The organism is Emticicia sp. CRIBPO (assembly GCF_009905725.1).
In the GTDB taxonomy this organism is placed as follows: Bacteria; Bacteroidota; Bacteroidia; order Cytophagales; family Spirosomataceae; genus Leadbetterella.
Window position 1 is genome coordinate 59,505 of record NZ_JAAAKV010000002.1, and the last position, 22,568, is coordinate 82,072.

18 protein-coding genes are annotated in these 22,568 nt (G+C 44.4%); 10 read left to right on the plus strand and 8 right to left on the minus strand.

Going from position 1 to position 22,568, the window contains the following annotated elements; translation table 11 throughout:
- Positions 1 to 681 carry a response regulator transcription factor gene (locus GVN16_RS04175; protein WP_205748783.1) on the minus strand — a complete coding sequence of 227 codons (681 nt, stop codon included), beginning with the start codon at positions 679 to 681 and terminating at the stop codon, positions 1 to 3.
- A 56-nt stretch (positions 682 to 737) separates the two neighbouring features.
- Complete coding sequence (locus tag GVN16_RS04180) at positions 738 to 1,994, minus strand: sensor histidine kinase KdpD (protein ID WP_205748784.1); 1,257 nt, start codon at positions 1,992 to 1,994, stop codon at positions 738 to 740.
- Positions 1,995 to 2,160: 166 nt separating this feature from the next.
- Here GVN16_RS04180 and GVN16_RS04185 point away from each other — a divergent pair, with 166 nt between their 5' ends.
- Positions 2,161 to 3,762 (plus strand): sodium:solute symporter family transporter, encoded by a 1,602-nt coding sequence (locus tag GVN16_RS04185; protein WP_166562596.1) that lies wholly within the window; start codon positions 2,161 to 2,163, stop codon positions 3,760 to 3,762.
- A gap of 127 nt (positions 3,763 to 3,889) precedes the next feature.
- Positions 3,890 to 4,525, plus strand: coding sequence for an NAD-dependent epimerase/dehydratase family protein (locus GVN16_RS04190; RefSeq protein WP_166562597.1), 636 nt, complete (start codon positions 3,890 to 3,892; stop codon positions 4,523 to 4,525).
- Here the strand turns inward: GVN16_RS04190 and GVN16_RS04195 are convergent, their stop codons facing one another.
- Positions 4,526 to 4,894 carry a DUF3276 family protein gene (locus GVN16_RS04195; protein ID WP_166562598.1) on the minus strand — a complete coding sequence of 123 codons (369 nt, stop codon included), beginning with the start codon at positions 4,892 to 4,894 and terminating at the stop codon, positions 4,526 to 4,528. It lies immediately after the preceding gene.
- A gap of 202 nt (positions 4,895 to 5,096) precedes the next feature.
- Between GVN16_RS04195 and GVN16_RS04200 the strand changes: the two genes are divergently transcribed.
- The 3 genes from GVN16_RS04200 (at position 5,097) to GVN16_RS04210 (ending at position 6,997) form a co-directional block, all read left to right on the plus strand.
- Positions 5,097 to 5,657 (plus strand): septal ring lytic transglycosylase RlpA family protein, encoded by a 561-nt coding sequence (locus GVN16_RS04200; protein WP_166562599.1) that lies wholly within the window; start codon positions 5,097 to 5,099, stop codon positions 5,655 to 5,657.
- Positions 5,658 to 5,666: 9 nt separating this feature from the next.
- Positions 5,667 to 6,572 carry a DUF58 domain-containing protein gene (locus GVN16_RS04205; protein WP_166562600.1) on the plus strand — a complete coding sequence of 302 codons (906 nt, stop codon included), beginning with the start codon at positions 5,667 to 5,669 and terminating at the stop codon, positions 6,570 to 6,572.
- A 104-nt stretch (positions 6,573 to 6,676) separates the two neighbouring features.
- Positions 6,677 to 6,997, plus strand: a complete 321-nt coding sequence (locus tag GVN16_RS04210; protein WP_166562601.1) for a heavy metal-binding domain-containing protein — start codon at positions 6,677 to 6,679, stop codon at positions 6,995 to 6,997.
- A gap of 278 nt (positions 6,998 to 7,275) precedes the next feature.
- Here the strand turns inward: GVN16_RS04210 and GVN16_RS04215 are convergent, their stop codons facing one another.
- The 4 genes from GVN16_RS04215 to GVN16_RS04230 form a co-directional block, all read right to left on the minus strand.
- Entirely contained in the window at positions 7,276 to 8,208 is a 933-nt protein-coding gene (locus tag GVN16_RS04215) for a dihydrodipicolinate synthase family protein (protein WP_166562602.1), read from the minus strand.
- 164 nt (positions 8,209 to 8,372) lie between these two features.
- The gene (locus GVN16_RS04220; RefSeq protein ID WP_166562603.1) at positions 8,373 to 10,577 is read right to left on the minus strand and encodes a hypothetical protein; all 2,205 of its coding nucleotides are present in this window, start codon (positions 10,575 to 10,577) and stop codon (positions 8,373 to 8,375) included.
- 38 nt (positions 10,578 to 10,615) lie between these two features.
- Positions 10,616 to 11,800 carry an exo-alpha-sialidase gene (locus GVN16_RS04225; RefSeq protein ID WP_166562604.1) on the minus strand — a complete coding sequence of 395 codons (1,185 nt, stop codon included), beginning with the start codon at positions 11,798 to 11,800 and terminating at the stop codon, positions 10,616 to 10,618.
- The gene (locus GVN16_RS04230) at positions 11,801 to 12,853 is read right to left on the minus strand and encodes a polysaccharide deacetylase family protein (protein WP_166562605.1); all 1,053 of its coding nucleotides are present in this window, start codon (positions 12,851 to 12,853) and stop codon (positions 11,801 to 11,803) included.
- Positions 12,854 to 13,091: 238 nt separating this feature from the next.
- On the opposite strand from GVN16_RS04230, the gene GVN16_RS04235 reads away from it, so the two are divergent.
- Positions 13,092 to 13,961, plus strand: a complete 870-nt coding sequence (locus GVN16_RS04235) for an alpha/beta hydrolase (RefSeq protein ID WP_166562606.1) — start codon at positions 13,092 to 13,094, stop codon at positions 13,959 to 13,961.
- Positions 13,962 to 14,065: 104 nt separating this feature from the next.
- Here GVN16_RS04235 and GVN16_RS04240 read toward each other — a convergent pair whose 3' ends face one another.
- Positions 14,066 to 14,926, minus strand: a complete 861-nt coding sequence (locus GVN16_RS04240; RefSeq protein WP_166562607.1) for a bile acid:sodium symporter family protein — start codon at positions 14,924 to 14,926, stop codon at positions 14,066 to 14,068.
- 413 nt (positions 14,927 to 15,339) lie between these two features.
- On the opposite strand from GVN16_RS04240, the gene GVN16_RS04245 reads away from it, so the two are divergent.
- From GVN16_RS04245 to GVN16_RS04260, 4 genes are all read left to right on the plus strand, one after another.
- On the plus strand, positions 15,340 to 15,885 hold the full coding sequence (locus GVN16_RS04245) for an RNA polymerase sigma-70 factor (RefSeq protein ID WP_166562608.1): 546 nt from the start codon (positions 15,340 to 15,342) through the stop codon (positions 15,883 to 15,885).
- Positions 15,886 to 15,927: 42 nt separating this feature from the next.
- A complete protein-coding gene (locus tag GVN16_RS04250) occupies positions 15,928 to 17,259 on the plus strand; it encodes a metallophosphoesterase family protein (RefSeq protein ID WP_166562609.1) in 1,332 nt (443 codons plus the stop codon).
- Between the two features lie 235 nt (positions 17,260 to 17,494).
- On the plus strand, positions 17,495 to 20,881 hold the full coding sequence (locus tag GVN16_RS04255; RefSeq protein WP_229244049.1) for a SusC/RagA family TonB-linked outer membrane protein: 3,387 nt from the start codon (positions 17,495 to 17,497) through the stop codon (positions 20,879 to 20,881).
- A 22-nt stretch (positions 20,882 to 20,903) separates the two neighbouring features.
- A complete protein-coding gene (locus GVN16_RS04260) occupies positions 20,904 to 22,544 on the plus strand; it encodes a SusD/RagB family nutrient-binding outer membrane lipoprotein (RefSeq protein WP_229244051.1) in 1,641 nt (546 codons plus the stop codon).
- Positions 22,545 to 22,568 lie beyond the last annotated feature (24 nt).

Consider the following 22,568-nt stretch of genomic DNA (forward strand, 5'->3'; position numbering starts at 1 on the left):
TCAGCAGATAAATTTAAAACCTACACCGTGTACGTTCTCAATCTTGATATTAGGATCTCCCGAAAGCATTTTCCGGATACGCGTCACAAAAACATCCAGGCTTCTGCCCAGGAAATAATCGTCTCTGCCCCAGATGGCTGTCAGGATGTCTTCGCGTTTGATGACCTGGTTTTTTCTTTCACATAAGAATTTCAGCACTTCCGCTTCCCTGTGAGTGAGTTTCTGTACATCAGATTTATGTGTCAGGGATAACTGTGAGAAACAGAAATCGTATTTCCCGCAGGAAAAATTATCAGAAGTATTGGTAGAATCCGAAATGGCGTTTCTTTTCAGAAAAACCTTGATCCTCAGAACGAGCTCGTCTATACTGAAGGGCTTTGTGATGTAGTCATCCCCCCCGATTTTAAGCCCGGCTATCTTATCTTCATGCAATGACTTGGCCGTAAGAAAAATGATAGGCACCTGCTGGTTCTGTACCCTGATTTTTTCAGCCAGTGAAAACCCGTCAAGCTCCGGAAGCATCACGTCTAACAGACATAAATCGAATTTCTCTTTTTTGAAACTTTTCCAGGCTTCTTTACCATCTGAAAAATGAAGAATTTCGAAACCTTCTTCTTCCAGGCTGTCCTTGGTCACAAACCCGAGGTTAGGATCATCTTCAACATACAAAATCTTGGCCATTATGCTCTATTAAATTAAGGTTGTTTTTTGTTATTGCCTGTTCATTTTTACCGGAATCAGGTGGACTGAGAAATCACAATCCTGAACGTTGTTCCCATATTGTATTCACTGTCCACTTCAATGGTCCACTTGTGAGATTTCACGATCTCTTTGACATAACTGAGCCCCAGTCCGAAACCTTTTACGTTATGTAAATTACCGGTCGGAACCCTGTAAAACTTGTCGAAAATCTTAGATACGTATTCTCTGGGAATCCCGATGCCTTTATCAACGATTTCAAGAACCAGGTTGTTGCCTTCGTTTTTGGTGGTGATCGAAATATCCGGCGGTTTGGGCGAATACTTTACAGCGTTGTCTATCAAATTCCTTACCACATTCATCAGGTGCATCCTGTCTGCGTAAATACTGGTACGTTCTGCTTTAAGGTCCAGGCTCAGGCCGTCTTCCAGCTCAGCCCTCACCCCTTCTGTTACTTCGACGATCAGCGAATGGATTTCCTGCAATTGTATATCCAGCTCAATATTCCCTTTTCCTATTCTTGCAGTCGCCAAAACGGCCTCCACCTGGTTTTTCAGACGGTTATTCTCCTGCCTGATAATGTTTACGTATTTTTTGAGACGCTCAGGCTGGTCCAGTATTTTTTGCTGGGCCAGTACATCCGTAGCCACCCTTATGGTTGAAATAGGGGTCTGAAACTCATGCGTCATGTTATTGATGAAGTCACGCTGCACTTCACTCAGCCTTTTCTGCTTCAGGATCACAAACATAGAATAACCAAAGAAAGCCGTAACGACCAGCGTAATAAAAGAGGATATGATCCAGAAGTCCAGTTTACTGGTCAGATAGCTCTTTCTTTCGGGAAATTTAACCCCGAAATAGTTGAGAAACTTGTCTGTTTTCGGCAGAATAACCGGATTTTTGGCATCGGCTTCATAATTGGCATTGATGAAGGCCCCGTAAACGATCTTGTCGGTATCACAGTCATAAATACCATATTCAAAATCCGTTTTCAGGTTATTTCTTTTGAATTCTTCTTTAAGATAATGCTCCAGGACCTGTTCGTCTAGAGGAGTTCGAAGGTTGACCACATAATAATCAGAGGAGTACTCGCTTACCGGATTATCAATACTGGAAAGTTTGTAGGCTTTAGAGATGTGGTTGGCTACGTTACGAAGGGCTACCATGACGGTCTGTCGGAATTGCTGATTTTGAAGATCGAAGGCACGCTTTACCCAATAGGCCTGTACAGCTATGATCCCGCTAATTGACAAAACGCCAAGCACAATTATTAGTCGAATGGTATTTCTGCTCAAAACAAAGTATTTTAGAGTGAATCTGGCTAAAATTTCATTTCAAAACTCTGAAATAAAGACAAATATAAGCTTATTTTTCTCCGGCCTAAAAAAAACCTTGAAATAATCAACAATCTCCGCTTTATTTGTGGGTTTTAAAACTATCAATATTTAACCCTATATAATTATGCAGCAACTCCAGACTTTGGATTATTTTGTCTTCTTATTCTACTTTTTTGTTGTCGCCGGATATGGATATTGGATTTATAATAAGAAAAAAGCCAAAGAAGCTTCCACAAAAGACTTCTTTTTAGCTGAGGGTTCATTGACCTGGTGGGCCATTGGTGCCTCACTGATCGCCTCAAATATCTCCGCAGAACAATTCATAGGAATGTCAGGAAACGGTTTTTCGATGGGACTCGCTATTTCAACTTACGAATGGATGGCCGCCGCCACACTGATCATCGTAGCGGTGTTTTTTATGCCTATCTATTTGAAGAACAGAATTTTTACTATGCCGCAATTCCTCAACCAGAGGTATAACAAATCCGTGAGTCTGATCATGGCCATTTTCTGGTTAGGTCTTTATATCCTGGTTAACCTTACCTCTATCCTTTACCTTGGGGCTCTTGCGGTTTCCGGTATTTCAGGTATTGATTTCTGGGTTTGTATGTGGGGTCTGGCCATTTTTGCCATCATCATCACCATCGGAGGTATGAAAGTAATCGGCTTTACCGATGTTATTCAGGTGTTTTTCCTGATCATCGGAGGTCTGGCTACCACTTACCTGGCTCTGAACCTTGTTTCTGACGAATTCGGCATGAAAGGCCTTGTCAACGGCTTTAAGCTGATGACTGAGAATCATGACGATCACTTCCACATGATCTTCAAAAAAGGCACCACATTTTATTCTCAGCTTCCGGGACTTACCGTACTGATCGGTGGTATGTGGATCGTGAACCTTAACTACTGGGGATGTAATCAGTACATTACACAGAGAGCCCTGGGTGCCGATCTTAAAACTGCCAGAAACGGTATCCTCTTCGCCGCCTTCCTGAAATTACTGATGCCGGTTATCGTGGTATTGCCGGGCATTGCAGCTTATACATTGCACAGCAAAGGATTGTTCCAGCAGGAAATGCTCGGAGCTGACGGCTCTATAGCCCCTGACAAGGCTTACCCTGTGCTGTTGGGCTTACTTCCGGTAGGATTAAAGGGCCTGTCATTTGCAGCCCTTACCGCTGCCGTGGTAGCCTCACTGGCCGGAAAAGCCAACAGTATTTCGACCATCTTTACCCTGGATATATTTAAAGAGTATTTCGGAAAGAATAAAACTGAAAAAGAACTGGTTAAAATCGGCCAGATCGTGATTCTTGTTTCGATGGTATTGGCCATCGTTGTTTCTCCTTACATGGGTATTGACAAAAAAGGCGGCTTCCAGTTTATCCAGGAAATGACCGGCTTGGTTTCTCCTGGTGTGTTCGCAGCCTTTATCATGGGTTTCTTCTGGAAAAAAACCAACTCTGCCGGAGCTTTATTTGCTATCGTCGGAGGTTTCCTGATCGCCCTTACCATGCATTTCATGCTTGACGAGATCCCTTTCCTTGACAGAATGGGCCTTGTGTTTGTGATCTGTGTATCGGTGATGCTGGCTTTGGGAGTGATGATGCCTGATGAGAAAAAAGGTCTTGAAATCGATGCCTCCATGTTTAAACCTAACCAAAGTTTCGCTATCGGAGCCGGGCTGGTCATTGTTATCATTGCTGGTTTATACTATTACTTCTGGTAATAACCATCCCTATAGAAAAGGTGCTTCTGACCAACGGAAGCACCTTTTTTTGTATCAGATTTTCAGTAATATCGCTGTCATTGCCGGTATGATTGATTATCTTGCTTAATTAAAAAACAATCAGACCATGACCAGACCCACTGCCCTGGTAGCCGGATCAAGCGGTTTAACCGGAAGCCTACTTACTGATCAATTGCTGGCCGGTAATGACTACGAGAGAGTCATAGTTCTCGTCCGTAAAAAATCAGGCAAAGAACATCCGCTGCTGACGGAAATCGTTTTTGACTTTGACCGGCCCAAGGCTTCAATGGTAAAAGCCGACCACGTTTATTGCTGCCTGGGCACTACGATCAAAAAAGCCGGAAGCAGGGAAGCATTTTATAAAGTTGATTTTACTTATCCTTTTGAACTGGCTGAAATGGCCAAAAATAACGGCACTGAGTATTTTGCCATTGTGACAGCCATGGGTGCCAATGCCGGGTCTTCTATTTTTTACAACCGTGTAAAAGGAGATATTGAAACCGCATTAAAAGGGCTGGGTTTTGAAAAACTGGGTATTTTCAGACCTTCGATGTTACTGGGAGACAGAAAAGAAAACAGGGCTGGAGAATCCTTCGGACAAAAAGTGATGTTGTGGCTGGACTTCTTAATTCCTAAAAAATACAAGGCGATACAAGCTGCAAGAGTAGCAGAAGCCATGATCAAGGCTGGCCGGGACTCATTTAAAGGGGTTAAAATAATAGAATCTGATGAAATGTACTGATTATTCCCACTTCAGGTCTGAACCTCCGAAGGCATCGTCCTCTGTTTCATCTGTCAGGGCAGGTGTGCGTTTTTCTTCGTAGTCCTCTGACATCGTTTTAAACTGAGAAAAGTCCACACCCGGCATCAACTCGGTTTTAATGTAATCAACCGTCTCCTGCAGAGCTTCCACCACCTTATCGAAATCTTCTTTGTAAACAAACATTTTACTTTTTTCGAAGACAAACTCTCCGTCTTTCTGATAACGGCGACTTTCGGTAATGGTGAGATAGTAATCGTTTGACCTGGTAGATCTGACATCAAAAAAATAAGTACGTTTGCCGGCCCTTACCCGCTTGGAATAAATCTTTTCTCGCTCTTCTCTATGCACAGTCTTAAAGGTTTTTGAGGTTAAATACAGATTCAAAAATACTTTTTTTATGCTTTAAAAAAAACAAATAAGCCAAATATTAATTAAAATAAAACAAATATATTTAGATTTTTCCTCGTGTTTTTTGCATTTTGCATATAATCCTGCAAAAACATACCTTATTTTTACCCTGAACGTTATAATATTTTATTATTTTGTCTCTATGAGAAGTTATTTCTATTCCTTTAAAAATACTTTAATATTATCAACCGTTTTATGCCTGTTTTGCTTACAATCATTCTCCCAAACTGTCCAGATCGGAAAAACATTTAAAGGTAAAGCCTCTTATTATCACGATAAATTTCATGGCCGGAGAACGGCTAACGGGGATACGATGGACAACCAGGAATTTACCTGTGCCCACAGATCACTTCCCTTTGGTACAATGATTGAGGTAACCAACCCATACAACGGTAAATGGGTAACTGTAAAAGTAAATGACCGCGGGCCTTATTCAAAAAACAGGATCATTGACGTTTCGTTTGCCGCAGCTCAGAAAATAGGTATGCTGAACAGGGGGGTAATGACCATTCATGCCATGATTGTGGGAGAAGAAGGTAAAATATATATCTCGAGACCAGAACCGAAACTGACGGAAACCGAGCAGATATTTACAAGAGACAGCACGATGGTAGTAATACCCCTGATGCCCAAGAAGATAGAAACGATTAAGATCACCAAGAGAGACCTGATCATCAGGAGAAAAGAAAGAAGAGTAAATTAGTAAGAACCAATGCAATTAGACTTAGCTAAAATAAGAGAATACGGTCACCTTGATTTTCTGGCCAAACAACTGGTGGAGGGTTTTATAACGGGCTTGCACAAATCTCCCTTTCACGGGTTTTCTGTGGAATTTGCCGAGCACAGGCTTTACAACAGCGGCGAAAGTACAAGGCACATCGACTGGAAGGTTTACGGCAAAACAGATAAGTTGTTCGTCAAAAGATATGAGGAAGAAACCAACCTGAGATGTCATTTGCTGATTGACACCTCTTCTTCTATGTTTTATCCACAGAAAGACTTCGGTAAACTGACTTTTTCGGTGATGGCTTCAGCAGCGATAGCCAACATGCTTCAGAAGCAGAGAGACGCTGTAAGTCTGACCACTTTTTCTGACGGCATTGAGATTCAGACACAATGTAAGTCAACGCCAACGCACATACATAAGATATTTCTTGACCTTGAAGGTCTGCTCAAACAATCGAAACCCAACCGCCGGACTTCAGTGGTGGAAACCCTCCATGCCATTGCGGACAAAATTCACAAGCGTTCGCTCGTGATCATTTTCAGTGACATGTTTGACGATATTGAAAATACGGAAAAGATATTCTCAGCCCTTCAACACCTTCGTCACAACATGCACGAAGTACTCCTGTTTCATGTGACCGACCAGCATACAGAAAGGGATTTTGAATTTGAAGAGCGACCTTACGAATTTATAGACCTGGAGTCAGGTGAAAAAGTAAGGGTACAGCCCTCGCAAGTGAAAGAACATTATAAAAAGACCATTGAGTCTTTCTATCATGAACTCAAACTGAAGTGCGGAACATACAAAATCGAATTCATAGAGGCCGACATCAGTAAAGGTTTCAATCCTATCCTGGACTCGTTTCTGAAGAAAAGATCAAAAATGAAATAGATTTTTCGCCTCCTGTAATCTGAATATTGAGCCTCATCTAGTTTTTATTGTGGTTATCAGTTCATTTAGAGAGTTTTGAACCCAATAACTAAACAAATAAAAAAATGCTATTAACGACTACCCATAGTTTTGAAGGTAAATCTATAAAAGAATACCGTGCCATCGTAACCGGAGAAACCATTATTGGTGCCAATATTTTCAAGGACTTTCTGGCCGGGATCAGGGACATCGTAGGTGGTCGCTCAGGCTCTTATGAAAGGGTTTTGAGAGAAGCCAAAGACACAGCCATGCAGGAAATGATCGCCAGAGCCAAGCAATTCGGTGCCAATGCCATTGTGGGTATTGACCTCGACTACGAAACGGTAGGTAAGAACGGCGGTATGCTGATGGTGACGGCTTCGGGGACGGCGGTGGTTATTGAATAACTGGAAAACGGAGGAAAGGAAAACGGAGGAAAGGAGAAGGAAAGAAAGGAGAACGGGAAAAAATTCCCTTTGGCTTCTGAAAGTATAAAAGGAAAAGACGTGTATCAGGAGTTGGTGCACGTCTTTTTTGTTTGTGTTATAATTCTCCTGTTTTTTTATAAAAATCTATTCAAATCCGAAAATATCATGATTATTTCGGAATCAAATCCGAAAATATTATGCTTTTTCAGGAATTATACCTAAAATCCCTTATTTTAGAATGGGCTTTACTATTCATTTTAGATCACTAAATTCATCCCGTACATTTCAGCCAGGGTTTTGAATGAATCCATCAGGGCGGTCATCCGGATACTGTCGGCGTTGGTGAGGGTTTCCTGTGGTATTCTTGAATGGGTCTCTATTTTCAGCCCTCTTTTTTGCAGAAATAACTTGGCCGAGTAAGGATAAAAAGTATGCGTAACCCTGTCCATCATCGTCAGGAAAGCGTGAAGCCTGTTAACCTGCTCAGTGCGGCCATTGGTATAGTATTCATTCAAAAGCCAGGTGTAGGGTTCCGGATAGAAATTAGCGGAGATCGGGGAAATACCCCTTCCGCCATAATCCAGGGAATCGAGGGCAGTAGGTGTGTCTGCATTGTAAAACCCGAAAGTGGTTTCCTTAATACCTTCTGCTTTTTTCTGTATAGACACTGAATTACAGCTGGTGTCTTTATGATAGACAAAACGGCCTGTAGACGCCATCCACTGCATGATGCCAGGGCTCAGCAGACGTTTGTACGGCACAGGACATTCGTAAACACCCAGAGGGATGTCACCTGTCTGAGTCATGATACTTTCCAGTCTTTGTTTCAGAACATCCTCACTTTCGTCAGGTTCAGCCAATAAACTGGTGATCAGGATCGCGGCCTTGACACCCTGATCGTATATTTTTTTAATAAACTCTGCATTCGCATTCACATCCCGGCTGAAAGTACCTGTGGCTACCACCGGCACCTGATCACCACAAAACTTAACTACCGAAGAAGTCAGCAATAACCTTTCTTCTGAGGTCAGCTGGTACATTTCACTGGATAAACAATTGGCAAACATTCCGGCAGAACCGGCCTCTATATACATTCGGGTAAGTTGTTCCAGTCCTCCAAGGTCCAGGTGATTGGAACTTGTAAATGGTGTGATCATAACCGGCCATAAACCCTCAGGTAATTTGTTCATCTTGAAATTTTAGTATAAAGTAATCAGAAAAATACATCCACCGGATATACGATAAATAATACCCCGGAAGAGACAAAAAGGACTATTATCAAAATTGAATTGCAAAAAAAAGTTTGGGTCACCATTGGATTGAGACCCAAACCTGAGCGTTTTATAACCGGCTATTATTTAACCGGCGGACTGATGACCCGAAGGTATCTCCCCATCCAGTAGGGTAATAACCAGATGTCTCCTGCACTGTGTTCTGAGGTACCGTTACTGCCTTTTCTGTCCAGATTAAACATGTTGGCATTGTGCCGCTGAACAGGTCTTTCGTCCGGCGGCAGCACTTCTTTCGTGGTCTGTTTTCTGAAATTAGGTTCCAGAAGCTCTATGTCCTTCCTATGACTGTTGGCAATAGCCCAGTCGATCATGTCCAGCGGATGTTCCCTCAGGTACCAGGCGGCTTCGTCAAGGTCAAAGTTTTTTGTCCCGGTGAGGGCCGTAAATATATTCCATGCTCCTTCTTTTTCAGGGCGTTCGGCCTGCCAGTGGTCAATGATTGATTTTTTAAAGGCTGCTTTTAAAGTATCATTGAATGCATACCTGTAAAGCCCCCAATAACCCACAAAATACATTTCATCATCCGAATGATTCCAGCTGTCAGACATCTTTTTGGCGTGGGCGTCGGCTTCGTCCGGGGCTTCTCCGATGTGGCTCATAGGCCGCATCAGGTTTTCGAAATAGCCGTGTTTGGTCATCAGCTCAAAAGCTTTCTGTTTGTACTTTTCCTTTTTAGTAAAATGATAAGCGGTTTGCAGCATCGCCACAATATTGGAAGAATTGAGTTTTCTGTCCCCTACATTAGTCGGAAAACTGTTAACATACTCCGGATTCCATTTGCCCCACATGGTGGGCTTGCCATCGAAATCGATGAGGTACATATTATTTTTCAATACATGGCTCATGAGCGTATCTATCAGCGTAACGGCACGCTTTTTCATCTGAACATCGTCTATCAGTTCAGCCATGGCCCCGAAAGCAAAAATATGACCGATTACCTCATCGCTGCTTGTGGTTGACTTCCAGTCCCATTCCGGATCAGGAGATGGCTGCCAGCGTTCCGGATCCGCCAGCTGATTAATAAATCCTCTTCTTTCAAACGACCTGGCCGGAAATCCCGGAACAGGATTGACCGTATAAAGACGCTCCATGGCATCAAGGGCTTCACGGCAGTTCTGAAGAGCTTCTTTGTTTTTGGTAACTGCATACCTGAATATCTCTCCCCCAAGGTACATAGTCGTCCAAAGTCCGTCGTTGTCAGAATCTGCCAGATAGCCTGTGGAAAGATTTCCTTTTTCCATATCATCCAGGGAGGCATTGAAGCCGTTGCGGATGTGCCTGCTTCTGACCTGCTGGTCGTAAAACCCGGCTTTATCTTCCAGGGTCATTTTTTTAACGGCTATCTGTGCCAATCCGGCATCCGTCAGGATCAATGCAGAGCCGTCTGAACCTTCGGATATATTGGTGACGACATCGCCCGGCAACCATCTCTCTCCATTATAATAGTCAAATTTTCCGTCTTTACGCCATGCAAAGGCCCCTTTGGTAGTGCCGAACCAGACTTTGCTTTTTATCGTTTTCACCGCCGTGATTTCCGTCCATGGCAGTTTATGATAGCTGACCTGCTCTTTTGTCCCCAGGTCAAAAGTAATAAATCCGTGTGGTGTGCCGATGACAGCTTTCTTGCCTTCCGGGTTAAGATCAAAGCTTGTGAAGTCTGACCCGTCCAGTACTTTTACCACATTTTTATTCTTTTCAGAAAAGGCACTCAGCGTTTTCTTTCCCAAAATCCAGAACAATTTGGCATCCTTCTGATACCTGATCTGAATGACCTCATCACCCGGCAGGTTTCCGTCCCAGGTACTTCCGGAACCTTTCAGCAGGCTCATTTTTTTCCCGTCAGATACCAGGAATGAAAAATCATCTCCGGCAGCTATGATATCTGCATCTTCCAGCTGGTGTTTCAGAAACAGGTTACCTGCCCAGGCATTACTGAATACCGTCTTGTTGTCCAGCAACACAAACTGATCCTGATAAGCAGTCAGTCCTTTTAACTTCTTATTCCCGATCGTTCTGTAGGTTTTATCCTGTAGCAATGTGCCCGGATAAAGAAACTCCCCGTTATGAAGCACCATCAGACCTTCAGTGGTAAATATCTTCGTGTTGCCGTTTCGATCGGTAAAAGCCTGCAGCAACCTGGCTTTACTTTTTTCGGGCAGATAGTATTTGATGCTGTAATCCTGTTCAAAAGGAACGTCTTTATAAACCGGCTGCTGTGCTTTGACTGCAATACTGAAAAGGAAAAGGCAGAATAATGTAAATCTCATTCCGGTAAATTTTTGGCTATTTAAAAATGATGACTGAGTTATGGTCTGATGATTTTTTCAGGATCAACGACCACATATTTTATTGATTTTTTGTCTTTCTGAAAATGGGCTGAATAAGTAATGTGCAAAAGCCCGTCTGCGGTCTGGATCAGACCCGGATACGAGTAACCGGCGGTATCGGGCTTGTCATTTTCCAGTTTGGTTTTCCATTTCCAGCTTTTGCCTTCATCGTCAGACAGGTAGAGGCTCAGTTGATAACGACCGTCGGAGACGTCATTGCCCACGAAAGCCCATTTGCCGTCTTTTAACACCAGCAACTCGACGCTGGCGGTGTTGGGAATATCGGTCTTGACCGTGGCCGTCCAGGACTCTCCGTTATCAGAAGACTCACTGAAATGCACCCGGGTAGGCTCATCCCCGCTGTCCCGCATCAGGGCCGCCAGGTTGCCGTTCTTTTTACGGACCACAGCCGGCTGTATAGGCCCCCGTCCGACCACCGGAAGGCTTGGATGCCAGGAGTTGCCATGGTCATCAGAAATAGCCATCAGACTCATATTAAAGCCATCAGAATAAAGTGGCAACACGATGCGGCCGTTTTCCAGCAGCAATGGTTTAATCCTCGTCATCCAACCGATGCTGCGTTTGGTGGCATCGGCACTGGCAGTAATGATCAGGTCGTCATATTTCGGAGCATACCCGGCCCAGCCCATGGTACTCTCGGGCAGTTCTTTCATTTTCTTTTTCACTTCAGCCTCAAAATTGCTGTCAGGTTTCAGCAGGATATTATCCTGCCAGTTCCATTGCGGTGCTCCGGACCCGGAATAGTTAACGGACGTTCTGAATCTTAAAATGGATTGCTCCCATTTGTTGGCCTGTACGGCTATCCAGACCAGGAATAATTTACCCTCCGCATTCAGAAACAATACCGGATTACAATCCGGAATACCCGGTGTATCGGCCATCAGAAAAGGCTCAGCCCAGGTTTTCTCTCCTTTCCTGAGTCTTGACCCCATCAGCTTAACATCATCCGAAGTACGCTCGCCGCTGCCATAAAACCAGACGGCCAGCAGGTCGCCGTTAGGCAGACTGACAATACTGCTGGCATGCACGTGCTTTTCCTGGACCGGGAAAATGAGTGTTGAGGATTTGATAAACGACTGCTGTGCAGCAAGAAATAAAGCAGGCCACACCAACAGTAAAACAACAAGCAGGCTTTTTTTCATTTAATTCAGTTTTTTACGTCTTTCCATCAACTCTTTGAAAGTAGTCAGAATGATCCCTTCAGATTTGATATAGGCTTTGAGGTCAGGGTCCATCATTGATAACATGTCAGCGTATCTTGAGCCTCCTGAACCACTGATGTATTTAAATGCATCTGTAATATCACTGCTGTGAACGATCATCATCGCCACACCGGGCTGCATATTATTAAGGGTCTCTTTGAATTTCCGGGCTTTGTATTTACCCCAGGCTTCCGGAGTGGTGGCCCCTTCAGGTTTCCAGTCACCGCTGATGGTGTGCAGGTCATCCAATACCGGCAATCCCGCCTTCCAGATCATTTCACCGACAGATTTGGATTGTTTGACCACGTCGGGTTCAGGAAGTACGGTACCCTCTTTCCATTTGCCCTGGGCTTTCATTTGTTTGATAATCGGGTTATTCATGCTTTCGATCAGCAATTTGTTGTTGCCTCCCGGAAACATCACCGGAATTTTGTGCTCAATACCTACCTTAATGTACCTTTCAAGAAATGCCTGGTTAGCAAAAAGTGTCCCCATGTGAGAATCCATGTGCGTGGGTTGCAAACCCATTTTCAGTGCTCTTTGTAACTGGGCTCTGATTTCTTTCTCTACCTCATCAGCACTGGCATTGCTCACTACCTGCTCTACAGTGTGCCACATACAGCCTTCTTTGTCACAGAGTCCAGGCACATTCATAAATCCTGAGAGCGGGGTCCAGCGGTAATCTTTCCATTCAGAAGTCAGCGTCAGGTGAAGACCCGCGTCCAGATCCGGGAGTTTTTTCTGGATGTAATTGATAAAACTCGAAGCCCACGGACACGGCATCATGATGCTGCAGGAAGTAGCCACCCCCTGCTCTATCGATTTGATCGCTCCCTGGTTAGAGGAATAGGACATTCCACAATCATCTACGTGAAAAATAACTACTTTTTTACCTTTCGGGAAACCCAGTTTTTCGGCGTAGGTTTGCTGGGCCATTCCATAATTTATGCCTGCCGCAAGAAGGCATAGGAGCATTAATCCTGATTTTTTCATTTTATTCATTTATAAAGGTCAGCTGATTCATTCAAACTTTCAGATACGATTAAAGTTAATACTAAAAATCCTGTCCAAAAGGCTATCAGTCCGGGTAATTAAAATATTTTCCATCATAAAATGCCTGTAAATCTGTCAGAAACAAAGAATCCGTTTAAAAACTGTTCTTTTTTTTAAGCAGCAAGTAGTACTATTCCCAAATTCCTCCGTATTACTTATTTAATTACACTTTACAGCCATGATGACATTGAAGGCACTCCTCATTTTTTGTCTGGTTTCTGTTGCCGGCCTGGTATATGGAAATGAAACGAAAACGGGGATGCCTTTTTCTGATTCTACTTATCTTGAATTCCGGAATCTCAACTACAGTTCTGGCAATGACCCGGCCAACCTGATCGACATTTTTCTTCCTTTTCAGCATTCCGCCTCCACCAGGATGATAGTGTTTGTGCACGGCGGATTCTGGAGTAAAGGCAGTAAAAGTCAGCTTCCCAAGGTGCTCATAGACGTCCTGGTCGGGCAAAAAGGCTATGCCATGGCTTCGTTTAACTACCATCTGGTGAAAGACGACGCCAATAAGTTTCCCATCCAGATAGAAGACATGAAAAAAGCCTTTGCTTTTCTGAGTCAGAAAGGAGACAGTCTTGGATATGACGGAAACCATTTTGCCTTGCTTGGAGCCAGTGCCGGAGCTCACCTGGCTTTGCTGTACACTTATGGCCACGATACCCGAAAACAAATCAGCACCGTAATGGATCTTTTCGGCCCGACAGACCTGACAGATTCACTGGTACGGCAAAACAATGTAGTGGCCAATGTTACGATCAACCGTTTCCTCGGAGACTCCGACCCGAAAGCCCGGATCGCAAGAGATGCCAGCCCGATTTTCTTCCTGAACAAAAATACTGGGGTGCCTACCTTAATCATTCATGGTGAAAATGATGAACTGGTTCATATCGACCAGTCCATCAGACTACATAAAAAACTAAACGATGAAGGTATTAAGACCCAACTGATCACCTACCCGAACGAAAAACACGAAATCAGTAAATCAAGAATGTTCGACGTCTTTCTGAAGATTTCAAAATGGCTGGAAGAGGTTTACTAATATTATTGAATGTATCAGTTTTAAATGCCTCAATGAGTGCTGTTTCAGAACATGTCACGGTTTCTCCTTTTTCCTTCCTCCTTTTTTCCATTTTCCCTCCCCACCTACTTCAATATCCTGTTCCCGATCATAATAATAAATATGCTGGTAATAAACATGATGATACTGTAAATCGCGGACGGAATCGACATCGTTGGATTCTTGAGCAATGTTGTGGCAATGGCTATGCCCAGTGTTCCGTTCTGAATCCCCGACTCTATGGAAATGGTCAGACTTTGTTTAGTACTTAGACGGATCAGTCTGGATAAAATATAGGCTATTCCCAGAGTCAGTATATTAAGTAACAGAGCTGCAGGTCCCGAAACCACAAAAAAATCTTTCAGATGCTCCCGCTCTTTCACAAGCGTAGAGGCAATAATGATAATCAGGAAAGCCGCCGAAAGTATTTTAAAGGTTTTACCGGACTTTTCTGCGAATGAAGGAAACCTGCTTTTGATCAGCATGCCCAAAGCTACCGGCAAAGCCGTGATGAAAAGCACCGATAATATAGTATCAAAAATCGGCAGTATCTGCTCTTTACCATCAGGCATAAAATAGGTGATGGCAAAATTGACCACAAAAGGAATGGTAAATACTGTAATGAGGCTCGAGAATATGGTCAGGGTTATGGCCAGAGCCGTATCTCCCTTGGAAAGATGGGTAATCAGGTTGGAAGTGGGCCCGGCAGGACAGGAAGCCAGGATCATTAATCCCACAGCCAGTTCCAATTTCAGGTCCAGTAAAAATATGACGGTCCAGGCGATGGCGGGTAATAAAAAAACGTGGTTGAACAAACCGAGCGTCATAGCTTTCGGGAAAAGCAAAACCCGCTTAAAATCTGCAGCCACGAGTGTCAATCCCATGCCCAGCATGATAAAAGCCAATGCCAGCGGCAGAAACACCTGAGTAAGTATATTTGAATTCATGTTATAAAGGTTTAAAGAGTTATTCTATATACTACTCGAAACCACCCGGTTAGGACTACCTCCGCTTCCGTTAATGTTACACCTGCATAAATATTGTTACCATTCGTTCACAAAATCATTAAGAAATGATAAAGAAAAAAGCCTAAATTTTATATAAATGTTAATATTTTCATCATTTGCGTGATTTGAGGATTATTTTACGCAGTATGCGAACAATTTCTGTAGACTAATGTATAGATTTACTTAATCAAATGAGGTAGCCCTGGCTCTCAGAGAACAGATAACACCATCCGTTGACCTTCCCACATTCCTATAAATCATCATTGTGATCTGCAACTTTTATATAATTGAGTGAGCTTAACCGGACAGGTACAACCTTAATCTAAAACCGAACCAAATATTAAAGTCAGCTGATGGAAAAACTTGACAACCATTTCATTCATAAGTTAATTGACGGAAACTTTGACGCTTTTAAAGAGCTTTACAACCTCTATTACAGGCAGGGTTTATTGTTTCTAACCTCTATTATTAAAGATAAGGAAGAGGCTGAAAATATGGTTCAGGATGTTTTTATCAAAATCTGGCTGAGACGCGAACAGATCAACCCCGAGCTTAATTTCAATTCCTACCTGTTTACCTGTCTTCGCAACATGGCCTTTGATCACCTGAAAAAAGTAGAAAAAAGCCATCAGATGAAGCAGCAGTTTATGCAGATGATGGAAGACAACAACAACACTGATTCTGAAGCTGAAGATACCCGCATTATATTGTTAAAAACCGCGATGGATCATTTGCCTGAAAAAAGAAAGATGATCGTCAAACTCAATATTGAAGAAGGCAAGTCATACCAGGAAATTGCCGAAATTATGAGAATATCGAAAAACACCGTCAAAAACCAGCTGGTAAAAGCCAAGCAGTTTCTGAGAAGAAGAGCCGACTTTGGAGTCTCCGTCAATTAGACTTATCTTCACCATCATTTGAAAATTTAAAAACCAGTTTCCTTGAAAAAAATACTTTTTTACTTTTCCGTTCTATTTTCCATTGCCGCATCTGCACAAAAAAATTATCCTGCTCACTGGCAGGCCCGTGCCATTGAACTCAACCTGGATGTCAAAATCCTGTTTCCCTCTGTTAACCCGGACAGGATCATTCTTAACCTTACCGCCACCCCGGAAACTTCTGTGGCGGTCAACTGGCGTACGGACACCACTAAAAAACAGGGCGAGGTTCAGTTTGCCCTCTCTACCGATGCTACGCAGTTTCAAAAAGAAATAAAAACCATCAGGGCCCAAACCGAATTTCTGAAAGTGGCTTATCCGGACGAACCTGAAATTCATGCAAATTACCACTCGGCGGTGATGGATCAGCTCAGCCCTGGTAAACTATACGTATATCGCGTAGGGCATGACCAGAACTGGAGCGAATGGTTTCAGTTCAGAATGCCGGAATTGAAGCAACCCATCTCATTCCTGTATTTTGGAGATGCCCAGAATGACGTTAAATCACACTGGTCGAGGGTGATCCGTGAGGCTTACAAAACGATGCCCACCGTTTCATTCATGCTTCATGCCGGTGACCTGATCAACCGCTATAACCACGATGTGGAATGGGGCGAGTGGTTTTATGCAGGTTCATTTATCCATGCCACCGTGCCAAGCGTGATGACACCCGGCAACCACGAATATGGGAAAGGCGTTGTTCTTTCCCCGCACTGGAAACCGCAGTTCAATCTCCCGAAAAACGGTCCGAAAGGCCTGGAAGAAACCTGCTACGAGGTTAATTATGCCGACCTGAAAGTGATTTCACTGGATGCCGAACAGATAGATGAATCTGAAACCTACAGAAACCTGCAGGCCAGATGGCTGGATTCTATACTGGTCAGTAACCCTAAAAAATGGACGGTTATTACCCTTCATTATCCGTTCTACTCTACTAAACCAAACCGTGATAATGAAGCACTCAGAAAACACTTTAAACCAATCCTGGATAAACACAATGTAGACATCGTTTTGCAGGGACACGACCATGCTTACGGTCGCGGAACAGTAGCTAACGCTCTTTCGGGAAATAACCACAAAGGCAAAGTCGGCAACACCGTTTTTGTGGTTTCTGTTTCGGGCCCGAAAATGTATGAAGCCTCCGAAGACCCCTGGATGAAACGTAAGGCTGCCAACACCCAGTTATTCCAGCTGATCACCATTCAGGACAACGAACTTTTATACAAAGCCTTCACCGCCACCGGTGAATTGTATGACTCCTTCAAACTCGGCAAACAGAAAAACGGCATCAACCGTCTGACGGAATTGATTCCGGCCACTCCCGAGAAAAAATAAAATCATTGTATTCAACCTTGCCTGATCTCTCCTCTGATTTTTTCAGAGGCTGAGATTTTGTGCATGATCCCCACTTCCGCCGTGCAAGGCCCTCCTGTTTATCCGTATCTCCGCCCGCCCGTGGTAATAAAAAATTAATTTTCAGGGAGTAGTCCATTACTTAAGCATATGAGTATTAGCAGTATAATTAATTCTAAACTAAAAAACCATGGAATCAAGCTCTATTCTAAAACGAATGCTACAGTGCTTACTTCTCACCATAATGGCTGTAGGACTCTGCCTGCCGGATGCCCGGGCCCAGAGCCGGACGGTAACCGGTAAAGTCACCTCCCTGGGAGACGGGATGGATATACCAGGCGTAAACGTCGTGTTAAAAGGAACCCAGAAGGGTACCAGTACGAATGCAAACGGCAGGTTTTCGATTGAAGTCAATGGAAACAATGCTGTTCTGATATTTTCTTTTGTAGGTTATGAAGCACAGGAAGTAGCTGTGGGGTCAAGAAGCATCGTGGATGTGGCACTGGCCCTTGATGCCGCCAACCTGAAAGAGGTGGTTGTGACCGCCTTAGGCATTAAAAGGGAAGAAAAATCCCTGGGTTATTCGGTCGGAAAAATTGACGGCAAAGAACTTAACCGCGTAGTTCAGGAAAACGTACTGAATGGTATGGCCGGTAAAGTGGCCGGGGTAACCGTGAGTTCAACGGGTGGAACAGGTTCGTCTGTGAGCATGGTCATCAGAGGAGCCAATTCATTAAGCAACGACAATCAGCCGCTTTTTGTCATTGACGGGGTGCCTATCGCCAATACGCTGAACAACGTAAGCCAGGGCGGAAATGACAACCGGGCGGACTTCGGTAACTCAATTTCCAACCTGAACCCGGATGACATTGAGAATATATCTATCCTGAAAGGGCCAAGTGCAGCGGCACTGTATGGCTCAAGAGCAGGTAACGGTGTGGTACTTATTACCACTAAAAACGGATCGAAAGCAAAGAAAATGACCGTTTCAGTTACCACCAGTACGGTTTTTGACCAGCCTTATAAATTTCTGAAATGGCAGACCGAATTCGGTCCGGGACAATTTTCAGCCATCCCTCCGGCTGTCAGCGGCAACCCGCTGACCAACCCTTTCGGTAAACTGATTGAGGAAAACGTGGGGGCTACTTACGGAGCAGCCCTTGACAAAGGTTACGAGGAAGTACAATGGAACAGTCCGCTGGGTGCAGACGGCAAACCGATCAAAATGCCGCTCGTATCGCACAAAGACAACGTCAGAAATTTTGTACAAACCGGCGTAACCAGTACCAACGGCGTTTCGCTGGCCAACAGTACCGACATGTATTCCTATCGCCTGTCCTACTCCAATATGCAGCATAAAGGCATTATCCCTAACTCTGATTTGTTCAGAAATACTTTGAATCTCAATTCTTCGGTTAAGGTCAGCAACAAGATCAGGGTGAGCACCAACCTTGATTTCAGCAGATCAAACTCCAATAACCGTCCGGCGGGCAACAGGGGCTCCAATCCTTTGGAATGGGCTTACAACGTATCGCCTCACACCGACATCCGCGACCTGAGAGATTACTGGCTGCCGGGTCAGGAAGGTCTTCAGCAAAGATCGCAGTTCAAAGGCGTTTATAACAACCCTTATTTCCTGGCTTATGAAGTGAACAACAGCTTTGTAAGAGACAGGATTTACGGAAACATCAAAGCTGATTATCAGATCACGCCTGAACTGAGCCTGATGGGAAGGTATTCACTAGACAACTACAATGAACGCCGCGACCTGAAAGTAGCCAACAGTTATACCAACGATCCGAGAGGAGCTTACGGGCTGATCAACCTGGCCAATTTTGAAAGCAACATTGATTTTTTAGCGACTTATAAAAAAGACATTTCTGATTTCAGCCTCTCACTTTCTGTGGGCGGAAACAACAGGTATCAGAAAGGATCTAACGTAAGCAACGGTACCAAAGGAGGAACCGGGCTGATCGTTCCGGGTATTTATACCATTCAGAACATTGCCCCTGCCAACCTTGATTACAACAGTACTATGTTCCAGAGGGCTATTTACAGTGTTTACGGCTTAGCCAATTTCGGGTTCAAAGACATGATATTCCTGGACGTAACGGCCAGAAACGACTGGTCAAGTACGCTTCCTGCAGCCAACCGTTCTTATTTCTACCCCTCAGCTTCATTGAGTTTGCTGGTTAACGAAATGATCCCGATGAGCAATCAGATCAATATGGTAAAACTGAGAGGTGGTTTTGCCCAGGTCGGTAATGATGCCAACCCTTACAATTTACTGGGTACGCTCACCAACATGGGAGCCTGGGATGGCGTGCCGAGACTTAGCACGCCGGGGACATTGCTCATCCCTGATCTTAAGCCGGAAATTGTTACTTCATATGAAGCAGGTATCGATATCAATCTATTCAAAAACCGCCTGAGATTCTCCGGGACTTATTACATGGTTGAAAACCGCAACCAGATCCTGAGTACCAAACTGCCTCCGTCGTCAGGATATTCAACCAAAAACGTAAACGCAGGGCTGATCGTCAGCAAAGGTTTCGAATTCCAGATGGGCGGAACGCCGGTCAGCACCCAAAACTGGAGATGGGACATCAACGCCAACCTGACCCGTAACCGTACGACCATCAAAGAACTTTCTGATGACCTTCCTTACTATACCCTGTGGACCGACGCCAAAGGCGGAGCATGGACGTATGTGGGAGAACAAATCGGTGACATCTATGATGCGGAAGTGGTTACTGTCAAAGACAAGTCTTCGAAATACTACGGATACCCTATCCTGGACCAGACCGGAAAATGGCAGTCAATTGATGCCATCAATACCCGTAACAAAATCGGGAACTTTAACCCGAAATTTATCATGGGTATGCAAACCTCTGTTTCATACAAAGGATTCAGCCTGAACATGTCGTTTGACTGGAGAAACGGCGGAGATTTTGTTTCTCAGACCTACAGATACGGAGAAGAAAACGGCCGTTCGCAGTTGTTCCTTGACAAGCTGATCAATCCGAACGGATTGACGGGGCAGGCTCTGAGAGATTATCTTGTAGCCAACCAGGATGAGCTGATCAGGATCAACGGTAATTATTTCCCGCTGGTAGGTGGACCGACTCCTGATTATGGCGGATATCCGTTCAAATATGGCCCTTATACCCTGCCTCACGGAGGGGTGTTTGTTCCGGGGGTTATTGCCACAGGTTTTGATGCCAACGGCAATCCGACGGGCTTCAAGGAAAACCTGGGTGGTCCTGAAACCACCATGCTGCCATTTGCAGGAAGTACCGCCTGGTCATTTACAAGAGCCTTCCTTTATGATGCCTCTTATCTGAAACTTAGAGAAATATCGGTGGGATATGACATTCCTCAGAATGTGCTTAAAAAACTGGGTGTACAAAGTGCCAACTTCTCGGTATACAGCCGTAACATTATCCTCTGGACCGCCGCCAAGATCAACATCGATCCTGAAACAGCTTTCCAGCTGGAGTCTAATGTTCAGGGAGGCGGTTCTCAGTTCAAACAGGGTATTGAAAGATACAATGTGAACCCATGGGTACTTCCGATCGGTGTTAAGTTAGGTCTAACCTTTTAATTGAATTAAAATGAAAAATATAATGAAAAATCATATCATCAGAATGCTGGGTTTGGTTGTGGTGCTTTCATTTTCGGTATTTTCCTGCAAAGATCTTACCGAACTGAATGTCAATCCGAACGGAGTGGACCCTACCAGTGCCAATCCCAACCTGGTGCTGCCTACTGTACTGACAGAAGCCGGAAAGGCTTTTGTAAACCTGGGCTACCAGGACATCGCCGGGGTGATGCAACATACCCAGAAAGACGGCTGGACAGGTGGGCATAACACCTATGAATGGGGCGGAAGCCAGAGCTGGACCGACTATTACAACATCCTGCGAAACAACCAATATGTTTATGACCGCTCTGTAACCTTGAATTATGAATTGCACCAGGGCATCGCACTGGTCATGAAATCCATGATGTTTGGTCTTATTACAGATTTATGGGGAGATGCTCCTTACTCAGCAGCACTCAAAGGTGCTGAAGGAGGGTCCGCCAATACTTTTCCTGTGTATGACAGCCAGGAGGCCATTTATACCGGTATCCTGGCAGATCTGGAAAAAGCCAATACCTTACTTTCAAAAACAGCCGCTGAATATACCGGCTCTGTGGGCAGTGCTGATATCTACTACCAGGGTAACCCGGTTAAGTGGAGAAAACTGGCCAACTCTTTATTACTGAGATATTACATGAGGATATCTTCCAAAAAACCTGATGTAGCCAAAGCCGGCATTGAAAAAATAGTAGCCAATCCTACGCTGTATCCTTTGATTACAGCCGTGGCCGATGACGCCGGAATGCCTTTTGCCGGAAACAGCAACGACGACTCATGGCCTGCCAATGCCGTATATGATGCCAGTGCCAGCAACTACAGAAGATTGAAAATGTGTGCAACATTGGTCACGAAACTCCTTGAACTGAAAGATCCGAGGATCGGCGTATGGGCGAACAAAGTTCAGATTCCTTTGGTTGTTGACGAGTCGCTTCCGAAAGGAACCGATAAGATCGAAAACGGAAAACGTTATCTGTCTCCGGACAAAGTGGCCGGCAAAGAAGTCAACACGCATCCCGAGTATGTGGGACTTCCTCCCGGCATCATCGGCGGAGCTACTTATAACCTGAGCCCTACTGCAGAGCAGGCAGCTAACAATCCGCATGTATCGTGGCTGAATGATATTTACAAACAGGCCAAGGGTACCTTGCTCAAATCACGCCTGATGACCACTGCCGAGGTACGTTTCATCCTGGCTGAGGCCGCTCTCAAAGGCTGGGCCGCAGGAGATGCCAAAACCCACTACGAAGCGGGTGTAAAAGCGTCTATGGATTCGTGGGGTGTAGGTGCCGGATACAATGCCTACATAGCCGGTGCCGGGGTAGCTTATAACGGTACACAAAAGCAGATCATCGAACAAAAATGGATATCCAGCTGGACAGCCGCCCAGGAATCATGGTTTGACTACAGAAGAACCGGTTTCCCTGAATTGAAAGCCGGACCTTCTGCCATCAGAAAAGTGCTTCCTGTCCGTTTTTACTATATGCTTGACGAAAGAAACCTGAACAAAACGAACACCGAATCAGCGATGGGTAAACTGGAGACTACCGCCTACTCAGAAGCTGACGGCAAAAACAGTCCGTGGTCAAAACCGTGGGTTTTGCAGGGCACAGGTAAACCTTGGTAATCAATAAATTTCAGAGGGGTGGTA